The organism is Streptomyces nogalater, assembly GCF_039532885.1.
Classification (GTDB): Bacteria; Actinomycetota; Actinomycetes; order Streptomycetales; family Streptomycetaceae; genus Streptomyces; species Streptomyces nogalater.
Genome location: NZ_BAAASM010000014.1, coordinates 145851 through 171114, shown reverse-complemented (window position 1 = coordinate 171114; position 25264 = coordinate 145851). Strand labels below are relative to the sequence as shown.

Annotated in this window: 25 protein-coding genes; 15 read left to right on the top strand and 10 right to left on the bottom strand. The window is 73.1% G+C overall.

Annotation, left to right across the window (positions count from 1 at the left end):
- The first annotated feature begins 292 nt into the window (after window positions 1–292).
- A complete protein-coding gene (locus ABD350_RS12655; protein WP_344348046.1) occupies window positions 293–1258 on the top strand; it encodes a dihydroxyacetone kinase subunit DhaK in 966 nt (321 codons plus the stop codon).
- 136 nt (window positions 1259–1394) lie between these two features.
- On the top strand, window positions 1395–2048 hold the full coding sequence (locus ABD350_RS12650; RefSeq protein WP_344348267.1) for a DAK2 domain-containing protein: 654 nt from the start codon (window positions 1395–1397) through the stop codon (window positions 2046–2048).
- Window positions 2049–2109: 61 nt separating this feature from the next.
- On the opposite strand, the gene ABD350_RS12645 is transcribed toward ABD350_RS12650, so the two are convergent.
- Entirely contained in the window at window positions 2110–2862 is a 753-nt protein-coding gene (locus ABD350_RS12645; RefSeq protein ID WP_344348045.1) for an HAD family hydrolase, read from the bottom strand.
- Between the two features lie 239 nt (window positions 2863–3101).
- Window positions 3102–4115, bottom strand: a complete 1014-nt coding sequence (locus ABD350_RS12640; protein WP_344348044.1) for a ScbA/BarX family gamma-butyrolactone biosynthesis protein — start codon at window positions 4113–4115, stop codon at window positions 3102–3104.
- A gap of 121 nt (window positions 4116–4236) precedes the next feature.
- On the opposite strand from ABD350_RS12640, the gene ABD350_RS12635 reads away from it, so the two are divergent.
- Complete coding sequence (locus tag ABD350_RS12635) at window positions 4237–4917, top strand: ScbR family autoregulator-binding transcription factor (RefSeq protein ID WP_344348042.1); 681 nt, start codon at window positions 4237–4239, stop codon at window positions 4915–4917.
- A gap of 253 nt (window positions 4918–5170) precedes the next feature.
- On the opposite strand, the gene ABD350_RS12630 is transcribed toward ABD350_RS12635, so the two are convergent.
- From ABD350_RS12630 to ABD350_RS12620, 3 genes are read right to left on the bottom strand one after another with little or no spacing between them, the layout of a single operon-like run.
- Window positions 5171–6433 (bottom strand): hypothetical protein, encoded by a 1263-nt coding sequence (locus ABD350_RS12630; RefSeq protein ID WP_344348041.1) that lies wholly within the window; start codon window positions 6431–6433, stop codon window positions 5171–5173.
- Complete coding sequence (locus ABD350_RS12625) at window positions 6430–7719, bottom strand: amidohydrolase (protein ID WP_344348040.1); 1290 nt, start codon at window positions 7717–7719, stop codon at window positions 6430–6432. Before ABD350_RS12625 ends, ABD350_RS12630 begins: the two co-directional genes overlap by 4 nt.
- Complete coding sequence (locus tag ABD350_RS12620) at window positions 7716–8939, bottom strand: MFS transporter (protein ID WP_344348038.1); 1224 nt, start codon at window positions 8937–8939, stop codon at window positions 7716–7718. Before ABD350_RS12620 ends, ABD350_RS12625 begins: the two co-directional genes overlap by 4 nt.
- A 174-nt stretch (window positions 8940–9113) precedes the next feature.
- Here ABD350_RS12620 and ABD350_RS12615 point away from each other — a divergent pair, with 174 nt between their 5' ends.
- The 3 genes from ABD350_RS12615 (at window position 9114) to ABD350_RS12605 (ending at window position 13558) form a co-directional block, all read left to right on the top strand.
- Window positions 9114–10208, top strand: coding sequence for an Lrp/AsnC family transcriptional regulator (locus ABD350_RS12615; protein WP_344348037.1), 1095 nt, complete (start codon window positions 9114–9116; stop codon window positions 10206–10208).
- 124 nt (window positions 10209–10332) lie between these two features.
- Window positions 10333–11994 (top strand): cellulase family glycosylhydrolase, encoded by a 1662-nt coding sequence (locus tag ABD350_RS12610; RefSeq protein WP_344348036.1) that lies wholly within the window; start codon window positions 10333–10335, stop codon window positions 11992–11994.
- A 361-nt stretch (window positions 11995–12355) separates the two neighbouring features.
- The gene (locus ABD350_RS12605; protein WP_344348035.1) at window positions 12356–13558 is read left to right on the top strand and encodes an SGNH/GDSL hydrolase family protein; all 1203 of its coding nucleotides are present in this window, start codon (window positions 12356–12358) and stop codon (window positions 13556–13558) included.
- Between the two features lie 25 nt (window positions 13559–13583).
- Here the strand turns inward: ABD350_RS12605 and ABD350_RS12600 are convergent, their stop codons facing one another.
- From ABD350_RS12600 to ABD350_RS12590, 3 genes are all read right to left on the bottom strand, one after another.
- Window positions 13584–13796 (bottom strand): hypothetical protein, encoded by a 213-nt coding sequence (locus tag ABD350_RS12600; protein ID WP_344348266.1) that lies wholly within the window; start codon window positions 13794–13796, stop codon window positions 13584–13586.
- Between the two features lie 86 nt (window positions 13797–13882).
- Entirely contained in the window at window positions 13883–14269 is a 387-nt protein-coding gene (locus ABD350_RS12595) for a DUF2267 domain-containing protein (RefSeq protein ID WP_344348034.1), read from the bottom strand.
- A 51-nt stretch (window positions 14270–14320) separates the two neighbouring features.
- Window positions 14321–15646 carry an erythromycin esterase family protein gene (locus ABD350_RS12590; RefSeq protein ID WP_344348033.1) on the bottom strand — a complete coding sequence of 442 codons (1326 nt, stop codon included), beginning with the start codon at window positions 15644–15646 and terminating at the stop codon, window positions 14321–14323.
- Window positions 15647–15878: 232 nt separating this feature from the next.
- On the opposite strand from ABD350_RS12590, the gene ABD350_RS12585 reads away from it, so the two are divergent.
- The 9 genes from ABD350_RS12585 (at window position 15879) to ABD350_RS12545 (ending at window position 23774) form a co-directional block, all read left to right on the top strand.
- The gene (locus ABD350_RS12585) at window positions 15879–16325 is read left to right on the top strand and encodes an SPW repeat protein (protein WP_344348032.1); all 447 of its coding nucleotides are present in this window, start codon (window positions 15879–15881) and stop codon (window positions 16323–16325) included.
- Between the two features lie 220 nt (window positions 16326–16545).
- Window positions 16546–16989: a DUF2267 domain-containing protein gene (locus ABD350_RS12580; protein WP_344348030.1), complete on the top strand. Its 444-nt coding sequence runs from the start codon at window positions 16546–16548 to the stop codon at window positions 16987–16989.
- Window positions 16990–17237: 248 nt separating this feature from the next.
- A complete protein-coding gene (locus ABD350_RS12575) occupies window positions 17238–18644 on the top strand; it encodes an eCIS core domain-containing protein (protein ID WP_344348028.1) in 1407 nt (468 codons plus the stop codon).
- A gap of 301 nt (window positions 18645–18945) precedes the next feature.
- Window positions 18946–19086: a lasso RiPP family leader peptide-containing protein gene (locus ABD350_RS12570; protein WP_344348027.1), complete on the top strand. Its 141-nt coding sequence runs from the start codon at window positions 18946–18948 to the stop codon at window positions 19084–19086.
- Between the two features lie 86 nt (window positions 19087–19172).
- Window positions 19173–21008, top strand: a complete 1836-nt coding sequence (locus ABD350_RS12565; RefSeq protein ID WP_344348025.1) for an asparagine synthase-related protein — start codon at window positions 19173–19175, stop codon at window positions 21006–21008.
- A 102-nt stretch (window positions 21009–21110) separates the two neighbouring features.
- On the top strand, window positions 21111–21371 hold the full coding sequence (locus ABD350_RS12560) for a lasso peptide biosynthesis PqqD family chaperone (protein WP_344348024.1): 261 nt from the start codon (window positions 21111–21113) through the stop codon (window positions 21369–21371).
- A 107-nt stretch (window positions 21372–21478) separates the two neighbouring features.
- Window positions 21479–21916 carry a lasso peptide biosynthesis B2 protein gene (locus tag ABD350_RS12555; RefSeq protein WP_344348023.1) on the top strand — a complete coding sequence of 146 codons (438 nt, stop codon included), beginning with the start codon at window positions 21479–21481 and terminating at the stop codon, window positions 21914–21916.
- Complete coding sequence (locus tag ABD350_RS12550; protein WP_344348022.1) at window positions 21913–22923, top strand: ABC transporter ATP-binding protein; 1011 nt, start codon at window positions 21913–21915, stop codon at window positions 22921–22923. The genes ABD350_RS12555 and ABD350_RS12550 overlap by 4 nt, the downstream gene beginning before the upstream one ends.
- Window positions 22920–23774 (top strand): ABC transporter permease, encoded by an 855-nt coding sequence (locus tag ABD350_RS12545; protein ID WP_344348021.1) that lies wholly within the window; start codon window positions 22920–22922, stop codon window positions 23772–23774. Before ABD350_RS12550 ends, ABD350_RS12545 begins: the two co-directional genes overlap by 4 nt.
- A 114-nt stretch (window positions 23775–23888) precedes the next feature.
- Here ABD350_RS12545 and ABD350_RS12540 read toward each other — a convergent pair whose 3' ends face one another.
- Together ABD350_RS12540 and ABD350_RS12535 are read right to left on the bottom strand one after the other, a co-directional pair.
- Window positions 23889–24056 (bottom strand): hypothetical protein, encoded by a 168-nt coding sequence (locus ABD350_RS12540; protein WP_344348020.1) that lies wholly within the window; start codon window positions 24054–24056, stop codon window positions 23889–23891.
- A gap of 265 nt (window positions 24057–24321) precedes the next feature.
- Window positions 24322–25230, bottom strand: coding sequence for an NmrA family NAD(P)-binding protein (locus tag ABD350_RS12535; protein WP_344348019.1), 909 nt, complete (start codon window positions 25228–25230; stop codon window positions 24322–24324).
- Window positions 25231–25264 lie beyond the last annotated feature (34 nt).

The window sequence follows — 25264 nt, the reverse complement described above, 5'->3', positions numbered from 1 at the left end:
CAAGTCCCTCCGGTGTGCGCGGCGGCCGGGCTCGACTTGCCGTCGCGGCCGGGCCGCCGCAGCATGGCCGGAAAGACGGATCCGACGGCGACAGCCGCAAGGCGGACCGCCATAAGGCAGGTGAGACCCGGAGACACACGAGGCAGCATCCCGGGTTGTGCGTCCGTGGATGACGTGCCTCCGATCGACCCACCGTGGTTTCCGGCCTCCCGCTTCCCGCTCGGGGGCGCTGCGAGGCCGAGGACGTCTGGGAGGCCGGCCAGTGGTGTACTTCACGAATTCGCTCGACCGAATGGTCCCCGACGCACTGGCCGGGTTCGCCCGGGTCCACGCCGACCTCGTCGTCCACGACGAACAGGCCGGGTTCTTCCGGGCCCGGTACCCGGCCCCGGGCCGCCGCGTGGCGATCGTGTCGGGCGGTGGGTGCGGGCACGAACCGCTGCACCTCGGTTTCCTCGGCGCGGGCATGCTCGACGCCGTATGCCCCGGCCAGTTGATGGCCTCCCCACACAACCGGCAGGTGTTCGACGCCTCCCGCGCGGTGTCGCGCGGCGCGGGTGTGCTGCACCTGGTGAAGAACTACACGGGGGACCGCATCAACTTCGGCATCGCGGCCGAGCGGCTCGCCCATGAGGGCATCGACTGCGCCCGCGTGCTGATCGACGACGATCTGGCGTCGGACTCGCCCGAGTCGGCCACGGGCCGCCGGGGCACCGGGGCCGCCGTGCTGGTGGAGAAGGTCCTCGGGGCCGCCGCCGACACCGGCCTCGGACTGCGCGAACTCGCCGATCTCGGAACCGAGTTGGTGAGCCGATGCCGTAGCCTCGCGGTCGCCTCGGCCGCACATCGGACACCGGCCACGGGGCGTTCCGCCTTCGACCTCGCCGAGGGGGACCTTGAGTGGGGGGTCGGCATCCACGGCGAGCGGGCCCGCCGTACGGAGTCCCGGCCGGCCCTGGACGAGCTGGTCACCCGGATGACGGAGGAACTGCTGGCGGCGCTGGACCCGGCCGCCGGTGACTCGGTCATCGCCCTGGTCAACGGGCTCGGCGGGGTGACGCGTCTGGAGCTGTACGGCGTCGCGCGGGAACTCGCGGCGCGCCTGGACCGGTGGGGACTGGTCCTCGAACGCGTCCTCGTGGGCGACTTCGTGACCGCGCTGGACATGCGGGGCTTCTCGCTCACGCTGATGCGGGCGGACCCGGAGACGGTCAAGTGGTTCGACGCGCCCGCGCATACGCCCTCATGGCCCCGGTGACCAAGGGCGGGCAGGAGGTGGCACCATGCTGGAGCACTACTCGGCGCAGGACGACGCAGCATCCCCCAACACCGGTATCACGCGTCCGGTTCGGACGGATACGCCGCCCACGGACGCGGCCTTCACCGAAGGCTGGATGCGGCGGTTCGCCGCCTCCGTCCGGGCCACCGAGGCCGAGCTCACCGCGCTCGACCAGCGGGTGGGGGACGGCGACTTCGGTACGAATCTCCGATCGGGACTCGACGCGTCCGTGCGTGCCCTGGACCAGGCGGGGGCGGTGACACCGGCTGCCGGCGGGCGGGCCGGCCGGCCGCTGCGGACGGTGGCGACCGTCTTCCTGGACGGGGTCGGAGGCACCAGCGGCCCGCTGTTCGGGCTGCTGCTGACGGAACTGGCGCTGGCGGCGGTCGGTCCGGTACTGGACGTGACCGCGCTGCGGGCCGGACTCACCGGTGGGCTCGCCGCCGTACAGCGGGTCGGCGAGGCGCGGCCGGGGGACAAGACCCTCGTGGATGCCCTGTATCCGGCGTGCGAGGCGCTGCGCGTGTGTCCGGAGCGGGCCGGAAGCCGGGTGGCCCTCGCCCATGCGTCGCGCGCCGCATGGGAGGGGGTGCGCTTGACGGCGCGACTGCGTGCGCGCCGCGGCCGGGCCAGTTACGTCGGCGAGCGGGGCAGGGGAGTGCCCGACCCCGGTGCGGTGGGTGTCGGCCTGTTGCTGTCCTCGGCCGGCGCAGTGGTCACCGAACTGCCGCCGTTCGTGGCGGATCCGGCGCCGGAGCAGCCGGGCTGAACGAGCGGTGACCCGCCCCCCGAGGACGGTCCCGAGCCGTTCGCCCGCCGCTGGACGGCGGTCACGGAGCCGTGGCCTGCCGGAGCCCGGAGCCGGTCGGCGACGGAGCCGCGGCGGGCTTCGGCGGCGTGGTCCGCAGCGGTGTCCGCTCGGTGGCCCAGCGGACGACCCGCGGGTCCTCCAGCGTCTCGACCCACAGGTCGGTCAGGGCGGCGGTCTCGTCGCCGGGCCAGGGGCCGGCGCCGAGCACCGTCAGTCCGGCCCGGACCGCGGCGAGGATCCCGCAGTGCGTGTCCTCGACCGCCATCGTGTAGGCCGGATCGGCCCCGCAGCGCTGGGCGGCCGTCAGATAGACGTCCGGGTCGGGCTTGGGCCGGATCGTGCCCTCGGGCACCACCACGGCGCGGAAGTGACGGAGCAGCCCGGCCTCTTCCAGACCGGGTTCGACCACGTCACGGGGGCAGTTGCTGGCGACGGCCAACGGTGCGAAGGCGGCCGTCGCCCGCACCAGGTCGCGGGCGCCCGGCATGGTCACCGGATGCTCGCGGACCAGGACCCGGAAGTGCCGCAGCAGCCGGTCGGCGAGGTCCGGTCCCAGTTCGGGGCGGCCGCCCTCGTCGGCCATGAGCTGCCCGCACTCGGTGTAGTGCAGGCCCTTGGCCCGTTCCGCGAAGCCCGCGGCGGGGGTGAGGCCCACGTCGTCGAGGACCCGCCGGCGGGCGGTTTCCCAGTGTCGTTCGGTGTCCAGCAGCGTGCCGTCGCAGTCGAAGACGACGGCCGCCGGTGTCCAGGAAAGGATGCGATGAAGCGTCATCTGTGTGCTTTCCGTTCGGAGGGGCCGCGAGAGCGCAGACCGGGGCGTGGCGTCCTCTCACCGCAGGGGGGCGAGCGGCGCCGACGGGTCACCGTGTGCGCGGGGCGGCGCAGGGTTCCGGGCGGGGCCGAACGTCGTACGGACGGGCGTTGACGCCTGTACGGACTAGTCCCACCAGGGAACATAACGATCGTTACGCTAGATTTGTTCACACGTGGCAGTCAAGGTGTCACGGCAAGTTACGCCCGCAAGGGTGATTGGTAGTGCAGAACGCCGAAAGCGGGGCATTCTCCGTCCTGCTCGAACCGGAAGGCACAGGTGCGGTGGTGCGGCACGCAGACGACCCGCGCGGGCGGCGAGAACTCGGTGAAGCGCAGCGCCGTCAAGCGGACGCCGATGGGCCGGGACAGGACCCCTTCGCTCGCCAGTGCGGCGGCCTGGCGCGCCGCCTCCAGCAGCACCATTCCGGGCACGTGGTCGGTGGCGTGGTCGAAGAAGAAGGGATGCCAGGGGTCGGCCGCGTCCACCAGCACCTCCGGCGCATCCGGCCGGTCCCGCAGGGCCGGCGGCCGCGCCCGCCGGTGCCGGCCGCCGCTGCCGCCGGGCCCGGCGCGGCCGTGGCCGCCGGCGCAACCGATGACCACGTCCCGGGCATGGGGCACGCCCAGCCGTGCCGGGTCGGGCCGGAGCAGCCCGGCCGACGCCGGGGGCTGGCAGGTGCCCAGGAGGGGCCCGCGCAAGGCGGCGTACCGTTCGGGGGAGAGGAACCGGGCACCGCCGCCGGCCCTGGCGAACACCGCGCCGCCGGCCAGGAACTCCGCGTGCAGCCGCAACCCGGCGAGGGCCCCGTCGGGACCGGCGCGCAGCCCGGTGACCCGCACCCGGCAGGTGACCTGGGTGGCGCCGTGGGCGGCCTGTGGCTGCGCTCCGGGTTCCGTGGTGAAGAAGACGTCGGTGATGAGCATGCGGGTGTCCACCGGTACACCGAGGTAGCGCAAAGGGATGAAAATACCCAGCTGCCGTAATGTCTCCACGACCATCAGCGGATGATGTACGGCGTGGCCGTCGACCGGAAAGGTGGGATGCGACCGCGACCAGCAGGCGGCCGCCACGAAACGCGTTGCGTCGACGCGTAGTACGTCGGTGAGCAGAACCTCCGCCACGGACGCCCGGTGGACCAGTTCCCGGGGGACCGTGCGCGACCAGCTCAGGGACCGCGGCTCTTCGTCGGTGCCACGGATTCGAGCGTCCATTCCCCCAGCAGACCGCAGTTCGGCGCGTTCCGCACACCGACTCGACAGTCCGGACGGGCTCGGGTACTACATTGCCTAGCGGCAGGAGAGGTACGGGAACCTCGGAAAAAGGTTGCGACGCGTGCGAGCGAATCTGACACGGCGGGCTCTGCTGGAAACCGCGGCACAATTGTTCGATGAGCGGGGTTATGCCGGGACCAGCATCAGCGATATCAGCGCACTTTCCGGGCGCACCAGCGGCGCCATCTATTTCCATTACGCCAGCAAGGAGAAACTGGCCCTCGCCGTGGTCGAGGAGCACTTCGCCTCCTGGCCGCGCATGATCGAACACCATCGCTCCACCGGCCGCCCGGCGCTGGAGAAACTGGTGGCGCTGAGCTTCACCGTCGCCCGCGCCTTCCGGGACGACGTCGTCGTACGGGCCGGCTCCCGCCTGTGGATGGAACGCAAGGCCATCGCCGCGCCCCTGCCCACGCCCTTCGTCGACTGGATCGGGGTCGTCACCGAACTCCTCGCCGAGGCACGCGCCAACGGGGAGCTGGCGGCCGGTGTCGATCCGGTGCCCGCCGCGCACAGCGTGGTCTGCGCGTTCTTCGGCATCCACACCGTCTCCGACGCCCTGGACGGCCGCGAGCACATCGAGGAGCACCTGCACAACCTGTGGCGGCTGCTCCTCACCGCTCTCCAGGCCCACCCGGACCCGGCGGCCCTGCTCGACCGGGTACGCGCCGCCCAGGCCTCCGCTCCCCCCGCGCAGAAGCCGTCGGCCGACGACGCCCTCCTCACCCGCGCCGAGGCATAGCCGGCCACGGGACGGGGGAACCCGCGAGCGGGGCCGGCCGCCGGCCCGCCCCGCTCCTCGCCGTCAGGCGGACGGGCCGGCGGTCACCGCGATACCTGGTCCCCGGCTGACCGGTCCGCGGTCCGTCGGCGACGGCGCCCCCGCTGCCGGGAGCGGCGGCCGGCAACGCCCCAACGGCCGAGGGAGACATGGGAAGGCCGGCCCGGCCGTAGGGCCGTAACCGGCCTGCCACGACTCGGCGTTCCGCGTCGCGTCAGGACCCTGTGCAGGCGTCCGGCCCCGACCTGGCGAGCGCACCGAGGTCGCAATAGGCCGCCTCGGGGTAGTACGCGCCCATCACCTCGGCGGTGCGGGCCGGGCCGCTCCCCACCGGGACCCGCTGGATCGCCTCCGCGAAGCCGGGCGCGGCCACCATGTTCCGCAGGATCAGCAGGTGCCGGGCGGTCGGTGTGGCCGAGGACAGCGGCAGGAAGGTGACCCCGGGCACGCGCTCGACGGCCGCCCGCTGGTCCTCCGTACCGACGGCATAGGTGTACGTGCCGTCCGAGGAGAGTCGGGTGTCGAAGTCCGCGCGGCAGCCCGGGTCGACGCCGCCGCCGGGCAGCGGGTTGGCGACCACCTCGCCCGGCCCCCACCACAGGTTGTCGCACATCGACCAGTACCGGACCCGGGCACTCCCGGCGGGCCACGGCCGGGCGCGGTCCCCGGCGGTCGCGGTGGGCGCCTTGCCGCGGACGACGAGGACCTGGCCGGCGGGCGGCGCCTCGAAGCCGGTGCTCAGGTAGGCGTTGTCCGGGTTGGGGTAGAGACCGTCCCCGCCCGACCGGGAGAAGGCCGGCCGGGGCGGGGTGCCCTCCCCGGCCGGGGACGCGGTCCCGGAGGGTGCGCCGACCGAGGGCCCGGTGGACGCGCCGGCGGTGGACGCGCCGGGGGACAGGGCGTCCGCGCACGTCGCCACCCGGACGCGGTGCCCGCCCTGGACGAAGGTGACCTTCGGCAGGCGGAACCCCCCGTGCGGCAGATAGATCCGGTAGACGACGGTTCCCTCGGCGCCTTCCGGAGTGCCGGCGGGGGCGAGCGGCAGGGCGTTGGGCCGGTCCGCGGGCGCCTCCGCGACCGTGACCGTGAACTTGCCGCCGGGGCGGGCCGGTTCGCGGTACGGGTTGCGGCTGCCCCGGTCGGGGAGCAGCTGGTGGTCGGTCAGCGCGGACGGGGTTCCGCCGGGCCCCGTGAAGCTGCTGCGGCGGGCGTCGTAGGTGGCGACCGAGGCGTAGCGGGCGTCGGGGAAGCGGCCGTCGAGCCGGATGGTCAGACCCTCGCGGACGGTATAGCGCAGCAGCCAGTAGCGGGCATTGGTGTCCGGATAGGCGACGTTGGACGTCTGGTAACCCAGCGGCTCCCAGGCGCAGGCCGGGACCGTGGGCGCGGGGGCGGCGACCGAGGAGGCGGCGGCCGTGGGGCCTGCCGCCGACAGGGCGAGCGCGGCGGCGAGGAGAACGGGCTTCCAGCGCCTCATGAGGCTGTCCTTCCGGTGTGGGGGTCCCGGCCCAGCCACGACGCGGCGGCGGCGAGGAGGTGGCGTACCCCGGCGGCGACGGCGTGCCGGTCGGAGGGCGCGTAGTACGGGGAGTGGTTCGTGGCCGTGCCCGGCGGGAGCGTGCCGCGTTCCAGCGCGGCCACGGCCGCCTCGTCGAAACCCGCGGGATCCGCGCCGCCGAAGTGGAAGAACACCGACGGACACCCGGCCGCCGCCGCGAACCGGCCGAAGTCCTCGCTGGCCGAGAGTGGAGCGGGCAGGGTGTGCCCCAGGGCACCGGCGTCGGCGACGGCCGCCAGCACCCGCTCGGTGGCGCCCGGGTCGTTGACCGTCAGGGGGAAGGAGTCGTACGTCGTGATGTCCGGCCCGCGGGTGGCGCCCTGGGCGTCGGCCTCCGCGTCGACGACGCGCCGGAAGTCGGCCAGGACCCGCTCGCGGGTCCCCGCGTCGAACGTCCGCAGACTGCACAGCAGTTCGGCGGTGTGCGGGATGACGTTCGCGACGGTGCCGGAGTGCAGGGCCCCGACCGTGAGCAGCGGTGACGGGGACAGCGGCGCCAGGCGGGCGGACAGGGTCTGCAGCCTCAGCACCACGGCCGCCGCCATCACGACCGGATCGACGGCGAGATGGGGGGCGGAGGCGTGCGCGCCCGCGCCGTGCAGAGTGACGCGGAGGCTGTCGGCCGCCGCCATGAGGGTGCCCGGCCTGGTCGTCACCACACCGGCGGGCAGCGGGCCCACATGCTGGCCCAGCACCACCTCGGGCCGGGGGAAACGGTCGAGGACACCGTCGTCCAGCATGGCCCGCGCGCCATGGCCCACCTCCTCCGCGGGCTGGAAGACGGCCACCACGGTCCCGCCCCAGGCGTCGGGGTGCGCGGCGAGCTGCCGGCAGACCCCCAGCAGGGCGGCGACGTGCACGTCATGGCCGCAGGCGTGCATCAGCCCCGGCTCGACGGAGGCGTACGGGAGCCCGGTCTCCTCCCGCACGGGCAGGGCGTCCATGTCCGCGCGCAGCCAGACCACCGGTCCCGCTCCGTTGCGCAGGAGGGACACCACACCGGTCCGGCCGACCCGCTCGGTGGTCTCCCAGCCGCCGATGCCCGCCAGTTCCCGGACGACGGCGTCGGCGGTCCGGCGTTCCTGGAAGGCGAGTTCGGGGTGAGCGTGCAGATCGCGGTAGACCTCCTCCCAGTGCGGGAGGTGAGCGGCGAGGCCACGGCTCAGACCGGTCTCAGGCGGGGTGGGCGGCAGCGGACGTATCACTGTCGTCCTCCTTCGGGGTGTCGGTGACGACGGCGCGCAGACGCGCCAGGAAACGGGGGGAGGTCTGGGGCACCCAGAGCACGGCGGCGACGGCGAGCGCGGGACCCACGAGCAGCGACCAGAACGCGGTGCGGTAGGAGAAGGCGTCGACGATGTGACCGAACAGGGTCGGCACGATACAACTGGCCGCCGAAGAGGATGATTCCCGAGGCCGCTCCCGTCAGGCCCGGCGGAAGGCTGCGCAGGGGTACCGAGAAGCACGGCATGTAGCACAGACCGACGGCCCCGCTGACGAGCGTGCCGACCACCACGAACTGGGCCAGTGTGGTGGTGAGCGGCAGCAGGACGAGCAGGCCGGCCGCCACGCACATGGCGGGGACGACGATCCGCCGGGGGCGCCCCTCGAATCTGTCGCTCAGCCGGCCCCCGGCGATGGCGGCGACCGCCGCGAGCAGCGTCGGCGCCAGGGACACCAGCCCCGCGTCGGCCACCGCCAGACCGCGCTCCTCCATCAGGAAGGAGGCGCTCCAGCTGTTCAGTCCCCACACGACGACGTCGTAGGCGAGGAACATCACCGCGAAGCCCCAGACGACGGGCGCTCGCAGCAGCGCGGTCGCGGCCCCCTTCGGGTGGGCCAGGGGCGGGCCGGTCCGCTCGGCGGGCAGCGGTCCGGGCAGCAGGCGCCGGATCGCGACCACCACCAGCAGGCCCAGCACGGACACGGCGGCGAACATCACCCGCCAGTCCCAGCGGGCCAGCAGTAGCCCGCCCAGTACGGCGGCCAGCAGCCCGCCGACCGCGTTGGAGCTCTGGATCCAGCCGTTGGCGGTCAGCCGCTGCGCGGGCAGGCTGCGCCGGCTCAGGGTGTCGACGGCCGCCGCGGGGAACAGGCCCTGGGCCACGCCGAAGAGACAACGGCAGACCACGAGCGCGGTGAACGACCAGGCCACGGCGGTCAGTCCGGTGAAGACCGACCACAGGACGAGGGCCACGCACACCACCCGCACTCCGCCGAAGCGGGCGGCGACCAGGCCGGCGGGAATCTGCGTGAGCGCGTAGGTGAGGAAGAACGAGGAGAGGATCACGCCCCGTTCCGCGTGGCCGAGCCCGAAGGTGTCGCCGATCGACGGCAGCGCCAGATTGATCACCTGCCGGTCGATGTAGTCGACGGCCCAGGCGGTGAACAGCAGGACCGCGGTGGTCCGGGTGGTTCTGAGCAAGGGGTCCTCCCGCCGTGCGAGGTGACGCTTGGCGGACACCCTGCACCGGCCGCCGCTCCGCACCACGCAATCGCAGGAATCCGGCACCCGCGCGGCCTTGGCGCCGGAATCCGGCAACCCCGGTAGGGGACACGGGGCTTCAGCCGGGCCGTCCGCGCTGACAGGATGGGACGCGTGCCGCCCACCGACACCGCCCTCCCGGACACCCGTGACATCCCTGTCACCCCCGCCGGTCCCGACGAGACCGACCTGGCCCTGGTCGAGGCCCTCCAACTGCGGCCGCGCGCTCCCTGGGCGCAGATCGCCTCCGTGATCGGCGTCGACGCCACCACCGCCGCGCGCCGCTGGCGGCGGCTCACCGACAGCGGCCTGGCCTGGATGACGGCCTACCCGGCGCGGCACGCCTCGGTCGTCGGCTACGTCGATCTCGCCTGCGCCCCCGGCGCACTCGACGCGCTGACCGCCGAACTGTGCGGCTGGGGACCGGTGTTCAGCGTGGAGCGGACCACGGGCGACCACTCGCTGTTCCTGGGCGTGGCCGCCTACGACCTGCCCTGCCTGGACGACTTCGTCATCAGGCGGCTGGGGCGGCTGGACGGAGTGCGCTCGGTGCGGCTGAGCCTGTGCACCCGGGTGTACCGCGAGGGCAGCGGATGGCTGGTGCACACGCTCAACGAACGCCAGCGCACCCATCTCACGGGCGGCGACAGGCCCGCGCGGCCGCGGCCCGGCACCGGACCGCACGAGGGCGACCGCAGGCTCCTGCTCGCGCTCGGCGCCGACGCCCGCCGCGGCCACGCCGAGCTGGCGCGGGAGTGCGGACTGAGCGAGACGACCGTACGCCGGCGGCTGGGGCGCATGATCGCGGGCGGCGAGGTCTACTTCCGCTGCGACCTCACCCAGCAACTGGCCGGCTGGCCGGTCATCGCCACGTTCCGGATCGCCGCCCCGGGACCCGGCACCGAGGCCGTGGCGCACGCGTTGGCGGGGTTGCCGGAGACCCGGCTGTGCGCGTCGGTCACCGGACCGCACAACCTGCTGCTGTCCGTCTGGCTGCGCGCACCCGCCGACTGCCTCGCCCTGGAGGAACGCATCCTGCGCCGCCATCCCGGGCTGCGGATCGGCGAGCGGAGCATCACCCTGCACACCGCCAAACGCATGGGCAGGCTGCTGGACCGGTGGGGCCGCGCCCGGGCCCACGTCCCGATCACCGCCGCACCGCAGAGCGGGGCCGTGGAGGACGGTCGTCGCTTCCGCCCCGGCTGCTGACCCGCCTTGAAGGGCCGGTGGTCATTTCCATACCGCTCTCTTGACGTGAACCTGGCATCACTGGCTGTATGGGAGCGCTCCCACATTGTTTCGGCCGACTTGTTCACCCACTCATGGAGCCGCAGTGAGAACACCGACACGCACGACACAGAGGAACCCGGTTGCCGTCTTGCTGGCCGCCGTGGTCACCGCACTGGGTCTGCTCTGCCTCTCCCCGGTCCCCGCCCACGCCGTCTCCCGGTCGGCCGCCGCCGCGCCCGGGCTGCACATCGGCAACGGCCGCCTCCTGGAGGGAAACGGCAACGATTTCGTCATGCGCGGCGTCAACCACGCGCACACCTGGTACCCGGGCGAGACCCGGTCGCCGGCCGACATCAAGGCGCTCGGGGCCAACACCGTGCGGGTCGTCCTCTCCGACGGCTACCGCTGGTCCCGCAACAGCGCGCAGGACGTCGCGGCCGTCATCCGCGACTGCAAGGTCAATCGCCTGATCTGCGTCCTGGAGGTGCACGACACCACCGGCTACGGTGAGGACCCCGCCGCCGGCACGCTCGACCACGCCGCCGACTACTGGATCAGCCTCAAGGACGTCCTGGCCGGCCAGGAGGACTACGTCATCGTCAACATCGGCAACGAGCCGTGGGGCAACACGAATCCGGCCGGCTGGACCGAGCCCACCATCGCCGCGGTCAAGAAGCTCCGCGCGGCGGGCCTCCAGCACACGATCATGGTGGACGCGCCCAACTGGGGCCAGGACTGGCAGGGCGTCATGCGCGCCAACGCCCGCACGGTCTACGACGCCGACACCACCGGCAACCTCCTCTTCTCGATCCACATGTACAGCGTCTTCGACACCGCCCAGGAGATCAACGACTACCTCGACGCCTTCGTCGCCGCGAAACTCCCCCTCGTCATCGGTGAGTTCGGCGGTCCGGCCGACCAGTACGGCGACCCGGACGAGGACACCATGATGGCCACCGCCGAGCGGCTCGGCCTCGGCTACCTGGCCTGGTCCTGGAGCGGCAACACCGACCCGGTCCTCGACCTCGCGATCGGCTTCGACCCGGACCGGCTCAGCTCCTGGGGACAGCGCGTCTTCCACGGCGCCCACGGCATCGCCGCGACCTCGCGCGAGGCCACGGTCTTCGGCGGCACCGCCCCCGACACCCAGGCCCCGACCGCACCGGGCACCCCGGCCGCCTCCGCCGTCTCGCCCACCTCGGTCACCCTGACCTGGCCCGCCTCCGCTGACAACGTTGGCATCACCGGCTACGACGTGGTCCGCGTCAACGGCACCACGGAGACCCCGGCCGCCTCCACCACGACCACCACGGTCACCGTCTCGTCCCTGACCGCCGACACGACGTACACGTTCGCGGTCTACGCCAAGGACGTCGCCGGCAACCGCTCCCCCCGGTCGGCGACGGTCACCGTCAAGACCGACAAGGGTACCGGCGGCCCCGGCACCGGCTGCTCCGTGCGCTACCGCGTCGTTGGGGAATGGCCCGGCGGCTTCCAGGGCGAGATCACCATCGGCAACACCGGCACCGCCGCCATTAGCGGCTGGACGCTGGGCTTCAGCTTCCCGGACGGGCAGACCATCGGCAGCATGTGGGGTGGTACCCCGACCCAGAACGGCTCCTCGGTGACGGTCGCCGCCGCGTCGTACACCTCGACGGTCCCCGCGGGCGGCTCGGTCACGGTCGGCTTCACCGGCGGCAAACCCGCCACCAACACTCCGCCTACGGGGTTCACTCTCAACGGCGTGGCATGCGTGACCAGTTGACGGACCGGCCGCGCAGGCGCGCTGGTAGCCGACCGGCCGGGGGCGCGCACGTGGCGGTGCGGTCGCGGCCCGCCGGCCGGCCGGGTGTCCGTGATGCGGCCGCGATCCGGCCGTGATCCGGCCGGCCTTTCGGGCCGCACGGTTCCGGCATCCGGCGGCCTTCCGCGGCGTCGTCGGCTCCCGTGGATTCCCCCGGGGGTCGGCGCGTGCCGCGGGGTCCTTCTTTCGTGTGAACCACCGTCCCCGGACGGGGAACCCGTGCCGCCGACGGGCATCACCCGGATGCCCGACGCCCACCGCGACCGTACGGCTCAGGCATACGTTGGGAGAGTTCATGCCATCCCGTCCCACACCACAGCACGTGACCGCGCGGAACGCCGACGAGGTGGCGGACGGCACGCTCGGCGGGGGAGTCACGGACACCCCGCCCCGCCCGGTGCGGATCATGCCGCTGGGGGACTCGATCACCGCCGGTCTGAACAGCACAGGAGGGGCCGGATACCGCGACGAACTCCTCGGCCACCTGCACCGCCTGGGCCACGACGCCCGCTTCGTCGGCCCCTGCGTCAACCCCTTCCAACCGCAGGGGGACCCCGGCTACGCCGCCGTCTGCGGCATCACCGTCGAAGCGCTCACCGCACTGCTGCCGCGGTGGATTCCGGCCGCCCGGCCGGACTGGATGCTCGTCCACATCGGTACGAACAACATGTACGGCCCCGACCACACGGCCGCCCCCGGCTTCCTGCGTACCTTCGTGGCGACCCTGCTGCGGCTGGCCCCGTCCGCCGGCGTCCTGCTCGCCTCGATCATTCCCTCGCGGCTGCCCGAGTGGCAGGCGCACATCGACGACTACAACCGCCAAGTACGCGCGATCGCCGAGGAGTCCGGGCACCGCGGCAAGGTCTTCTTCGTCGACATGGCCCCCGCGTTGCACGCCTCACCGCAGGGCGGTGACGACCTGTCCGACCTGGTCCATCCGGGCGACCAGGGGTACGCCAAGATGGCGGCCGTCTGGCGGGACGCGCTCCACGCACGGCTGCCCGCCCCCGGAGGCGGACCGATCCTGAACCCCAACCCGCACTTCCGGACCCCCTGGCTCTCCGAGGCGGTACAACGGGGCCGGGGCGACACCCCCGCCTGCTTCCCGGGCTGGACGAACCACGGCGCGGACGCCTGCCACGGGCGACTCGCGGGCCTCGACAACGGCTCGAACGCGGTGGGTCTGCGCACCGCTCCCGGGTTCCTCGGCATCTCCACCCGACTCGCCACCACCCCCGGCCGCCCGGTCCGCGTCACCTTCCGCGCCCGCGCCCTCGGCGCGAGCCCGGACCTCGGCGCACCCATGCACCCGGGAAGGACCTTCGGCGTCCAGGGCGGCGGGCACCCCGGGGCCACCGTCACCGCCACCGACGACTGGCGCACCTGGACGTACGACTTCGTCCCCACCGGCCCGGTCACCGACCTCCGCTTCACCCCCGGGACCGGCCCCCGCTCGGCCCCCGGCGCCCGGGCCGGCCGAGGCCCCCTGGTCACGGATGTCGTGGCACGCGAGACCGCCTGCTGAGCGCGGTGTGGCGCACCCCGGCCCGTCACCCGGCGCAGCCGACATCCAGGACCTCGACCACGTCATCGTGGACGGTGTACACCAGCCAGCACCATTCACCGAAGGCCGCGGCGAGATCGGGGACCTGTGCCCGCCGGTCCTCGGAGACGGCCGTGATGAGCATGATGATCTCTTCGTGCATGTCCTCAGGGACGTCGAACAGCACGTCGGCAGCCCGTTGAATGAGTTCGATTTTCATGGCGTCCACCCGTGGACGGCAGGATCTCCCGTGAACATGGTAATTCCGCCGGCTCCGGCCGGAACCGGTAGGAGCCCCGCACGCGGTCAGGGCGGGCCCGGCCTGCCGAACAGCTCCGCGTAGCCGGCCGGCAGCCGCGACAGCAGGTGGTCGACATCCGCGCCCGGCACCGCGTCGGCGACGGTGGACAGCACGGCGCCGGCGTCCCACTCGGCGGTCCGGGGCCGGGCGCCGGTCCGCTCGGCCACGCGCCGCAGGAACTCCTCACGCCCGAGGTCCTCCGGCCGGTCCGGGTGCGTGTGCAGGGCGTCGTCCAGCGGCGCGGGCAGCCGGGCCGCCAGGTCGTCCGCCTCCTGCGGGGTGATCTCCGTGGCGAGCACCCGCAGTACCGACGTACTGATGTGCTCGGCCTCCTCCCGGCTGTGGTATTCCCCTCGATCGCGGACCTGGGCCAGAAATTCCGCCAGCTTCACAGTGTCCTCCTGGGACTGGTTCCACCCCGTCGGTCTCACACGCCGTCGGTCTCACACCCCGACGGGCCGGGTCTCCTCCTCCGGGCCCGCCGCGGCCGTCGGGCGCAACGGGGTGACGGCCCGGGTGCGGTCGAGATAGCAGAAGGCGTCGTAGCGCTCGGCCAGCACGGTGGGAACGTAGCTGCCGACGCGTTCGTACCGAGGCTGGCAGACCACCCTGATCGCCCGGTGGCCGCGCTCCTCGTGGAACCACGCGCGCCGGCCGGTGGCGGGCGGCCGCTGGAACTGCACAGGGGGGAAGACGAAGAGGGCCCGCTCGCCGGGCAGCGCCGTGTGCAGCAGGTCCTCCAGGCTGCCGGTGCGCGCCGGGGGCACCTCCATCACCCGGGGCTCGTGGCCCCACGCGTCCGCGGCGATCACCGTGCCGGTGTAGGAGCCGAAGCCGAACAGCGCCACGCCCGCGCCCATGTGCCGTTCGCGGACCAGCTGACCGACGTTGATCTCGCCGATGTCGGCCATGTCCGTGGCGCGGGCGTCCCCGACGTGGGTGTTGTGCCCCCACACCACCGCCTTGGCGCCGGGACCGCAGTGCTCCATCAGCCGGTCCAGCGTGTCGGCCATATGCCGGTCGCGGAGGTTCCAGGAGTCCGGGCCGCCGCCCGGCATGGCCCGGTAGTAGCGCTCGGCGCCGGCCAGCACCTCGGCGTGCTGCCGGGCGGCGAACTCCGTGAGCGAACCGTCCGGGGAGGCCGTCCGCGCGGGCCGAGCCTCCGTGAGCAGGGAGAGCACCTCCGGCTCACACCCTCGGGGGACGTACCGTGTGGCCGGCGCCCACGACTGCGGGTCCTCGGCGTACGGCTCGAAGCACCGGTACGCGTCCAGGGCGGGCCCCACCCGCTCGGGATCGTGCTCCCGGAGATGGGCGAGGACGGCGTGCAGTGAGTCCCACAGGCTGTAGACGTCCAGCCCGAGGAAACCGACGCGCCGCTTCGGGGGCAGCCCCTCGTTGTGCCGGCGCAGCCACCGGATGAAGGCCGTGACCTCGGTGTTGCCCCACATCCACGTCGGCCGGCGGCGGAAGCCCGCCAGCACTCCGCCGGGGTCCTCGGGCGCGCCCGGGGCGGCGACCACCGAGCAGTGCACGGCGTGGCGGTCGGGCCAGTCGCCCTCCACCGCGACGCAGGAGAAGCCCTTCTCCTCGATCAGCCGACGGGTCAGCGTGCCACGGAGCCGGTAGTAGTCGGCGGTGCCGTGGGACGCCTCGCCCAGCAGGACGTAGCGGACATCGCCGATGCGGTCCAGCAGGGGGTCCAGAGAGCCCGGATCGGTCAGCGGCAGCGCCGCCTCCCGGATGCGGGCCTGTTCGGTGTCGGGCATGGCTCGCCTCCCTTCCCCGGGGCGCACCACCGGGTCCCCGCCACGCCGCACCGCGAAACCGGAGGTCACCGAGGTGGCCACGGAGCGCGGGTGCGCGTGTGTGAACGGTGGGACACTAGTGATGTGTGATGTGAATCACAGTGTGCGGCTCATGAGGGCCGCTTCATTCACTCAAGCGGGGGAATTCGGATAAAAAGCACATAAGCCCAATGTTGGAGAGGGGACGACGCCCATGTCGTATCCGCAACACTCCACCGGCATGACCGGACACCCCGAGATGGCGGAGATGCGGGAGCGGCTCGAACGCACCGCTTCCACCGGCAGGGCGATCGCCCTCGAAGGGCTGATCCTCCTGACCGGTCTCTACACCGCGATCTCACCGTGGGTCGTCCACTTCGCGGGTCGGCCGAACATCACCACCAGCAACCTGATCGTCGGCATCACCATCGGCCTGATCGGTCTCGGTCTGGCCCTCGTCCCCGAGCGGATGTTCCGCCTGGCCTGGGCGCTGGTACCCCTCGGTGTCTGGCTCCTGATCTCGCCCTGGGTGGCCACCACCACGCACAGCGCACGGGCCGGCATCATCTGGAACAACGTCCTGACCGGCGTCATCACCATGGCGCTCGGCCTGGCGGCCATGGGCCTCACCGTCGGCGTCACCCGCCCGGAAAAGCGCTGAGCCGAGGAGCGTGCCGCATCCGCTGAGCCGGGGAGCGTGCCACAGGTGATGCCGGGGAGCGTGCCGCACCCGGTCAGCCGAGGGCATGCCGCGCCCGGCGGGTCCGGCGCGCTCCCCGTGCGGGCGGGCGGACGGCCCGGTTTCATCCACCGAGGCACGGAATCCGGACGGGGAGAGTCGGAGGCCCTCATTCCCCTCCTCTCCAGATCAAGGCGAACGTATGGAAGGCAAGACGATGGCCACCACCCGCTCATCCGACTTCGAGCACGCCATCCACAGTGCGAACATCTGGCTCAAGGCGGTCGCGGAAGCCCTGGGAACGGACGACCGCCATCTCGCCCACCGGGTCCTGCGCACCTGGCTGCACACCCTCCGGGACCGGCTCACCGTCGACACGTCCGCCCACCTCGCCGCGCAACTCCCCGAACTGCTGCGCGGCGCCTACTACGACGGCTGGACCCCGAGTGCCGTTCCCATCAAGTACGACGTCGACGGCTATGTGAACCGCTTCGTCCAGGAAGCCAGGGTCGACGCCGAAGACGTACCGGAGATGGCTGCGGCCGTCACCACCGTCGTCCGCGGCCATGTCTCGCCCGGCACGCTGGAGTCGGCGCTGAAGCAGCTGCCGAACGACATCTGCGCCCTGCTGCTGCAGCCGGCCTGAGCGGGCGCGGCCTGCTCCGACCGCCGACGGATACGGGCCCGGGCCTTGTTGCCCGGACGGTGCCGGCGCGCGGACCGCTGTGACCAGCCGCGACATGCTCGACGAGGCATCACCGTGCCTGATGCCCGGCGCGCCGAAGCCACGCGTCAACTGCCCGCGCTGCCCCTTGCTTTGCCCCCGGGTACCTGTCCGGTCGCCCGCGTCTCGGGTATGCAGAAGCGAGTCGATTACCCGAGAGGGAAGACCCCATGCATTCCGAAGACCAGGCCAGGCCGGCACGGGAACGAAAGGGACCGGCCCACCCACCCCAGGCCGCGTACCGGACGCCGCTCCCCGCCCTCCTCGCGTTACAGAGCAGCGTCGGCAACGCGGCAGTCGTCCAGATGCTCCGCCGGCCCGGACACCCAGGAGCCCGGGAAGAACACCGGCATGGCGCCGACCGCGACCGCCGGCAGACAGAGCATCCCGTACAGCGCTCCACCGTCCACGACGTCCTGCGCACTCCGGGCCGTCCCCTCGACGACGACACACGCAAGGAGATGGAAACCCGGCTCGGCGCGGACTTCTCCGACGTCCGCGTCCACATGGACGCGGCCGCACAAGCCTCGGCGGCGGACATAGGCGCCCGCGCCTACACCTCCGGCAGCCATGTCGTCATCGGCGCCGCCGGCGGCGACAAGCACACCCTCGCCCATGAGCTGACCCACGTCATCCAGCAGCGCCAGGGCCCCGTCGCGGGCACCGACAACGGTGACGGGCTGTCCGTCTCCGACCCGGGCGACCATTTCGAACAGCAGGCCGAGGCCAACGCCCGGCGCGCGATGAGCGGCCCTCCGGTCGCGCGGAGCGCCGACGCCGGCCGCTCCGGGCGCGGAGACGGCGGCGGAGTCGTACAGCGGGTGAAGCGCACCCGCGACGAGAGCGCGGAAGAGCAGATCTCCGAGGACGCGGTCAACCTGATCGGCTCCTCCGTCGGACGGGAGGACACCTACGCGGGCGGACAGGGGCGCAAGATCCCCAAGACGCCCAAGGAGGCCGCCTGCTGGGAGTGGGCCGTGCGGGCCGCCGAGGACTCCGGCGGCCTCGACCGGGGCGAGTACTGGAACTACCTCATCGGCCTGAGCGAGGAGGACGACGTACGGGAGCTGGACCAGGTGGAGCCCGCGGTCAGAAGCGATCTGGACCGGTTGCGGGACGACATCACGGCCGCGGGCATGCGTTTCGACCCCGAGAACCTCGAAGCCCAGCACGACGAGGCCGCCATCCGCCCCCTCATGGAACGGGCGGTCCGGACCTTCGTACAGTCCCACGGCCTGCGGATCGACGCCGAGAACCCGGCGGGCTGGATCATGTGCCACTACCGGATGGACGGCGCTTTCGGCGTCCCCGAGCACTTCTGGATCGAGCTCCCCGTCCCGAGAGGCGGACGGGTGCTCCTCCAGACCGTCCCGGACATCCCGTACATCGAGGCAGGCGGCACCGATCTGCGCTGGCACGACGAGAACAGCGTGGCAGAACGGCAGGAAGGCCACGAGACCTACGAGACCATCGAAGTGCCGGTCGCGGCGCTCAAGGGCAGTCACACCAAGATCATCAACGGCATCATGGAGCGACGCACCCGGCGCAGGGCGACGGAGCCCTCCTCCAGGCCCTGACGGGTGCCGGCCCGCGCCGGCACGGACAGGCAGGCGCGGGAAGTCCCGGCGCGCGTGGCACGGGGCGGCCGGTGATGTGCGCGGGCACGCGAAAGGTGAGACCTGCTTACTTTTCGTGGTGAGTGGTGCGGCTTTGCCGGGGTTGTGCTGCACCTTCATTCGTGCGGTGTGTTTATGCGGTTCAACCGGTTATCCCACGCCCGTTCGGCCATCACCGTTGCGGGAGCGGCCCCGAAGGCCGGCGGACGGGACGCCGCTCCACACTCCTTCGGCCCGGAGGAGACGGAAGGAGGTGACAGACATGGAGAACCGCGAAGAGGTCCACGAGGCGCCGATGCTGAGCGAGGCCGGCGACTTCGCCGAGGTCACCCTCGGCTGGCCGATGGGCTCCCGCTACGACGGAGGACTGCCGCCGTACTGGCGCTACCCCTACGGCCAGTGAGCCCGTTGCTGTGAGCCCGGTGGGCGTACGACGCGCGCCCACCGGGCGCGGGGCCGCCCGGCCCGCCCGTGACGACAAGGAGTGCCGTGGACGACTGGTGGGTGATGCTGCCGGACTCGCGGGCCGCCGCCGCTGTCGCGGCGCGACTGGGCCGGGAGGGCGTGCGTCGCGTGCCGCACGCCTCGGGACGGCCCTGGCTGGTGGGCCGTTGGGACGCCCGGCAGGAGGTGTCGGCGCGGGCCGGCGAGGCGCGGGTCGTCGTCCTGGGCCGGAGCACCGCGCGGGCCGGGACGCTACGGCGGCGGATCGAGCGGGTGCGTCTGCCCGCCGAGGCCGAACGGGCCGTGTCGGGCCTGGCGGGCAGCTTCCATGTGCTGGCCTCGGTGGGCGGACGGGTGTGGGCGCGGGGAACGGCATCGGCCGTATGCCGTGTCTTCACCACACACATCGACGGGGTACCGGTGGCGGCCGGCCGCGCCGATGTGCTGGCCGCGCTGTCGAGCGCGGATCCGGATCCGGAGGCGCTGGCCCTGCGGCTCCTGTACCCGCCGGTGACGTCCACGGTCCTCGCCGACCGGACCTTCTGGCACAACGTGCGCGCCGTACCCCCGCACGAGGCGCTGGTGTGGGACCGCGACGGGCGCCGGGGACCCACGGCCCGCTGGTGGCGTCCCCCCGAACCACACCTGTCCCTGACGGAGGCCGCCGCCGCGGTGCGTACGGCGCTGACGGACGCGGTCGGCACCTGCACGGCCGGCGGCGGCACGGTCAGCGCCGACCTCTCCGGGGGACTGGACTCCACGAGCCTGTGCTTCCTGGCCGCTCGGACAGCGGGCCGGCTGGTCACCGTGCACTGGGAGGGACAGGACCCGGACAACGACGACGCCGCCTGGGCCGCGCGCGCCCGCGAGGCACTGCCGTCGGCCACCCACCTGGTGCTGCGAGGCGAGGAGTCACCCGACTGGTTCACCGGCGTGGGCGGGCTGCGGCTGCCCAGCGAGGAACCCTGCGCCTGGGTGCGGGACTTCGCCAAACAGTCCGACCTGCTGCGACGGGTCGCCGGCCACGGCTCCCTGCTGCACCTGGGCGGCGGTGGCGGCGACGAGCTGTTCACCCCGTTCCCCTCCCACCTCCAGGACCTGGCCGCCACCCGGCCGTGGCGGGCCTGGCGGCTGCTGAACCGGCAACGCCACCAATGGCGCGCCGGCCCCCTCGCGGCGGCCCGCGGCGTCCTCGGACGGGCCTCCTACCGACGGTGGCTGCTGGATACCGCCCCGCACGTGACCTTTCCGCCGCCGTCGGGCTTCACCGGCATGCTCGGCTGGCAGCCCGAACCCCGCGCACCGGGCTGGGCCACCCCTGAGGCGGTGGCCCTGATGAGAGAGGCGCTGCGCACCGCGGCGGCCGGCAGCCCCGAACCGCTGGCGCCCCAGCGGTCCGTGCACTGCGCGCTGCAACAGGTCCGGGAAGGCGGCAACACGGTGCGCGTGCTGAACCAGACGCTGGCCGGCCCGGATATCGCCCTGCCGTACACGGACGACGCGGTCGTCACCGCCGCCTTGTCGGTCCGCCCGCTGGAAGCCGTACAGCCGGGTACGTTCAAACCCCTGCTCGGCGCCGCCCTCTCCGGCATCGTGCCCGCGCCCCTCCTGACCCGCCCGTCCAAGGGCCCGTACGACGCCGACTTCTTTCGCGCGCTGCGCCGCCACCGCGGTGAGCTGCTGGCCCTGACCGAGAACTCGCTGCTGGCCGAAGCCGGGCTGATCGACGCCGAACGGCTGCGCCGCGCCCTGCACTACCACGCCGCCGCCACCGAACTCGACCCGCTGCCCTACACGTTGGGCTGCGAGGTGTGGCTGCGCTCGCTGGACGGCGACGGCCCGGCCCCGCTCCCGTACCCGCCGGCCGCGAGAGCACGGTGAACGAAGGAGCTCGGTGAACGGAGGAGTGCGGCAGGACGAAGGAGTACGGCGGACGAAGGAGCACGGCGGACGAAGGAATACGGCGTTGGAAGGAGCGTGTTGATGTCCCTATCGCTGGCCGCATACCTGACCGCGGTCGACACCGACGGCGGCGCCATGGTCCTGCTGGACGAACGCACCGGTACATACCGGCAATTGAACCCGACGGGCGCCCTCGTCCTCCGTCTGCTGCTGCGCGGCGCCACCGCGGAGGACGCCGCGGCCGCCTTGGCCGAACGCCATCCGCAGGCGGGCGGGAGCGCCGGCGAGGACGTCGCGCGCCTTGTGGAAGCGCTCCGGGGGGCCGGACTGCTGCGCGACTGAGCCGCCGCCCGGCCTCTCCCGCCGGCCCGCGGAAGCCCATGGAATCCCGACGATTGCCGAGGAATCCCGAGAAAGACACTTTCGCCATCGCATCAGGAGCCATCGCCATGACCGACCCCGTCGGACCACCACAACCGGCCATCGTCCCACCGCTCCGCCGCCTGCTCGCCCGGCTGGCCGTGGCCGCCGCCCGCCCGCTGGCCGGTGCCGGACCGCGCCGCATCCGCGCCGTCCTGCACCTGCTGCGCCGCGGAGCCGTCCCCGCCACCCGGCAGCAGGCCGCCGCGGCCCGGCAGGCCGTGGTCGCCGTCAGCCCCCGCTGCGCCGCGGACCGCGGCTGTCTGCAACGCTCCCTGGCCACCGCCCTGTTGTGCCGGGCGTGGGGGACCTGGCCCACCTGGTGCACCGGCGTGCGCACCGAACCCTTCCGCGCCCACGCCTGGGTCGCCGTCGGCTCCGAACCCGTGGGCGAACCGGCACACGAACGCGGCTACACGCCCGTCATCACCGTCCCGCCCCTGCCGCTCACCGGGAACCGCTCATGAGCGGACGTCCGAGCCCCGCCCCCGACACCGCCGCCGGCGGACGGGAAACCCGGCGCGCCCTGCCGTACGCGGTCCACACCCGGGGACTGGCCAAGTCCTACCCCGGCGGCCAGGAGGCGGTACGGGGCGTGGACCTGACCGTCGCGACCGGCGAGATGTTCGCCTTCCTCGGCCCCAACGGCGCGGGGAAGTCCACCACCGTGTCCATGCTGTGCGCGCTGAAGAGACCCAGCGCGGGGGAGGCCTGGGTCGCCGGGGCGAACGTGCTCACCGAATCCCACCTGGTGCGCCGCCGCGTCGGCGTCCTCTTCCAGCACAGCGCCCTGGAGCCGGACCTGACCTGCGCCCAGAGCCTGCAACTGCACGCGCGCCTGCACGGTCTGTCCCGCTCCGACGCCCGCTCCCGCACCGGCCAGGTGCTGAGCGCCACCCGCCTCGCCGAACACCGGCACGCGCGGGTGCGCACGCTCTCCGGCGGTATGCGCCGCCGCCTCGACATCGCCCGCGCCCTGCTGCACGAGCCCCGCGTGCTGTTCCTGGACGAACCGACCGCCGGACTCGACCCGCCCGCCCGCGCACGCCTGTGGCAACACCTGCGCCGCCTGCGCGAGGACGAGCGCATCACCGTCTTCGTCACCACGCACTATCTGGAGGAGGCCGAGTACTGCGACCGGCTCGCCATCATCGACCACGGCCGCGTCGTCGCCCACGGCACGCCCGCCGGCCTGAAATCCGCCCTCGGCCAGGAGACCGTACGGCTGCGCACCAGCGACAACCGGCGGGCCGCGGCCCTGCTCAGAACCGACCACGGCCGCACCGCCTTCGACGGCGGAGAGGAGGTCACCGTGCCGGTGACCGACAGCGCCGAGTGGCTGCCCAGGCTGTGCACCACCCTCGGCGCGCACGGCGTCCACATCCATACGGCCATCGCCACCGTGCCGACCCTGGACGACGTCTTCTTCCACCACACCGGCCGCCCCTACGACCCCGAGAGCGGCACCCCATGACAAGGGCACGGACGACGGCACGAGTCTCGTCCCGGGCGGGCCGCGCCGGGGCGGGCGGCGCGCGTCAGGAACTGCGCGCCATCCACGCACTCATCACGCGGGACTGGCTACGACTGGCCGCCAACCCCACGAACACCGTACTGCTGCTCCTGCAACCCCTGCTGTTCCTGCTCGCCTTCGGCGGCGGCCTGTCCGCACTCGTCCCCGACACCGCCCTCGGCGGCCAGTACCGCGCCTTCCTCTATCCCGGCATCCTGCTCATGGCCATCCAGGCGCCGGCCATCAGCGTCGGCATCCGCCTGATCACCGACCGGTACAGCGGCAGCATCCGCGACCTGCTCGTCACCCCCGCCCGCCGGTCGAGCCTGCTGTGCGGGATCTGCCTCGGCGGCTGCGCCACGGCCACGGCCCAGGGTGCCGTCCTGCTCGCCCTGGCACCGGCCGGCCAACTGCCCTACCGGCCCCTGCTGCTCGCCGGCCTCCTCGCGGAACTCACCCTGGCCTCCTTCACGCTGACCGCGCTGACCCTCCTGCCGGCCGTACACATCCGGCGGCCAGAGACCTTCACCACGCTCCTGTCCCTGACCAGCGCCCCCCTGCTCTTCGGGTCGGGCGCGCTCGTCCCGCTCTCCGCCCTCCCCTCCTGGGTGACCTCCGCGGCCGTCCTCAACCCGCTCGCCTACGCCACCGACCTCCTGCGCCGCACCGCCGGCCCCACCGCTTCCGCCGGCGTGTACTGGGGCGCGTGGCAACCGCCGCCGGTCGTGGAGGCGGGCGTCCTCCTGCTGACCGCGGTCATCGCCCTGCTCTGGACGGCCCGCCGCTTCGGCCGCACCGACGACATGGCGTGACGTCACCACGCCCTGGCCCGCACCTCCGCAGCCCGCTCCCGGGGCCGGCCGGCGGCCCGAGCGCGCACGAGAAGGGCCACGCCACTCGGTGGGGCGTGCCTCACCGGCGCAAAGTCATCCGTCCCGAACCGGTGAGGCGCGCAGACCGGATGCCGGGCAGCGGTGGGCCTGGCTGGTCGGCGTGATGCTGCCGCCGACCTTCGCGCCCGCGAAAAGGCCGCTGCGCACCTTTCCGGCGAGGAGGCCGTCGCTGAGGGCGAGCGTGTGGACGGTACGGCGCACCGCCCGGACGGTGGAGGTGCCGACACGGTGCCCGGAGGCGTTCCGCCAGGTGATGGTGGCCTGGCCGTCCGGGGGGCGTGACGCTGCCGCAGTCGGCGCGTACCCGGCCGTCGACCAGGACCGTGCCGGTGCGGACCGGGCGCCCGGCGGCTGTGGCCGGCCGGCAGCCGGTGAGGGGCAGGGCCTTCCCGGGCAGCCGCCGGTGACCGGCGAACGGGTCGGCCCCCCGTGCTGAGCCGCCGGTGACCGCGCCGGCGCCGGTGCCTTACGGCTCAGAGCGGTCCGCCCGGACGAAGTCCTCCAGGGAGACCGGCTTGATGTGCGGGTACTCGGCGTTGTCCAGGGCGTCGAACTTGGCCTTGCCCGTCACCATGCACCACTGGTATTGCAGGCCCACGTAGTCGAACGGGTTCTGGGAAAGGCCGGCCCGACGGGTGATCTCGGCGCGCAGGTCGTCGGCGGTGCCGAGGTTCACCAGGGCCAGGGTACGGCCGGTGGCCCGCTCAAGGGCCTGGTGGAACCGGCGCATCGACAGCACCTCGCCGGCGAACCGCCGGGTGCCCCCGGCCCGCGGGTCGAGGGCGACCGCGGCGGTGAAGGCGGCGGTGTCGGCAATCGAGGTCATGTCCAGCGGCTGGTCGGGGTCCCCCCAGTGCGAGACGGTGCCCGCCTCCCAGTCGACGATCCCCATGAAGCCGATCATGACCTCGTAGAAGGCGCCGTTGAGCACGGAGAGCACCTCCAGGCTCGTGTCGCCGTACGCGGCCGCGGCCTGCCGCCGCCAGTCGATCATGAAGTTGTCGCCGTCCTCCAGCTTCGTGATGTCGATGGCGAAGTCGGACGGGACGAAGCGGCGGGCACCGGCCCGCTCCGCGGCGCGCACCAGGTTCACCTGCCCGTCCACGATCACGTCGGGGCCGCCCTGCACCGCCGAGACCACGGTCGTGGCATCGCCGATCGCGGCGGCCAGTTTCTCCACGGGGTCGGTGATGTCCCCCTCGACGAGTTCCAGGCCGCGGGCTTCCAGGGCCGCGAGCGCCGCCCTCCTGTCACCGTCGGTGCCGGGCCGGACAAGGGCGCGCACGGGGGCACCCTGGTCGAGCAGGGCCGTGGTGATCCGGCCGCCCAGCAGGCCGGTGGCGCCGGCCACGAAGATGCTGGATGTGGTGGTCATGGTGTGGTTCTCCTAGGTAAGGCCCGGGTCGCTC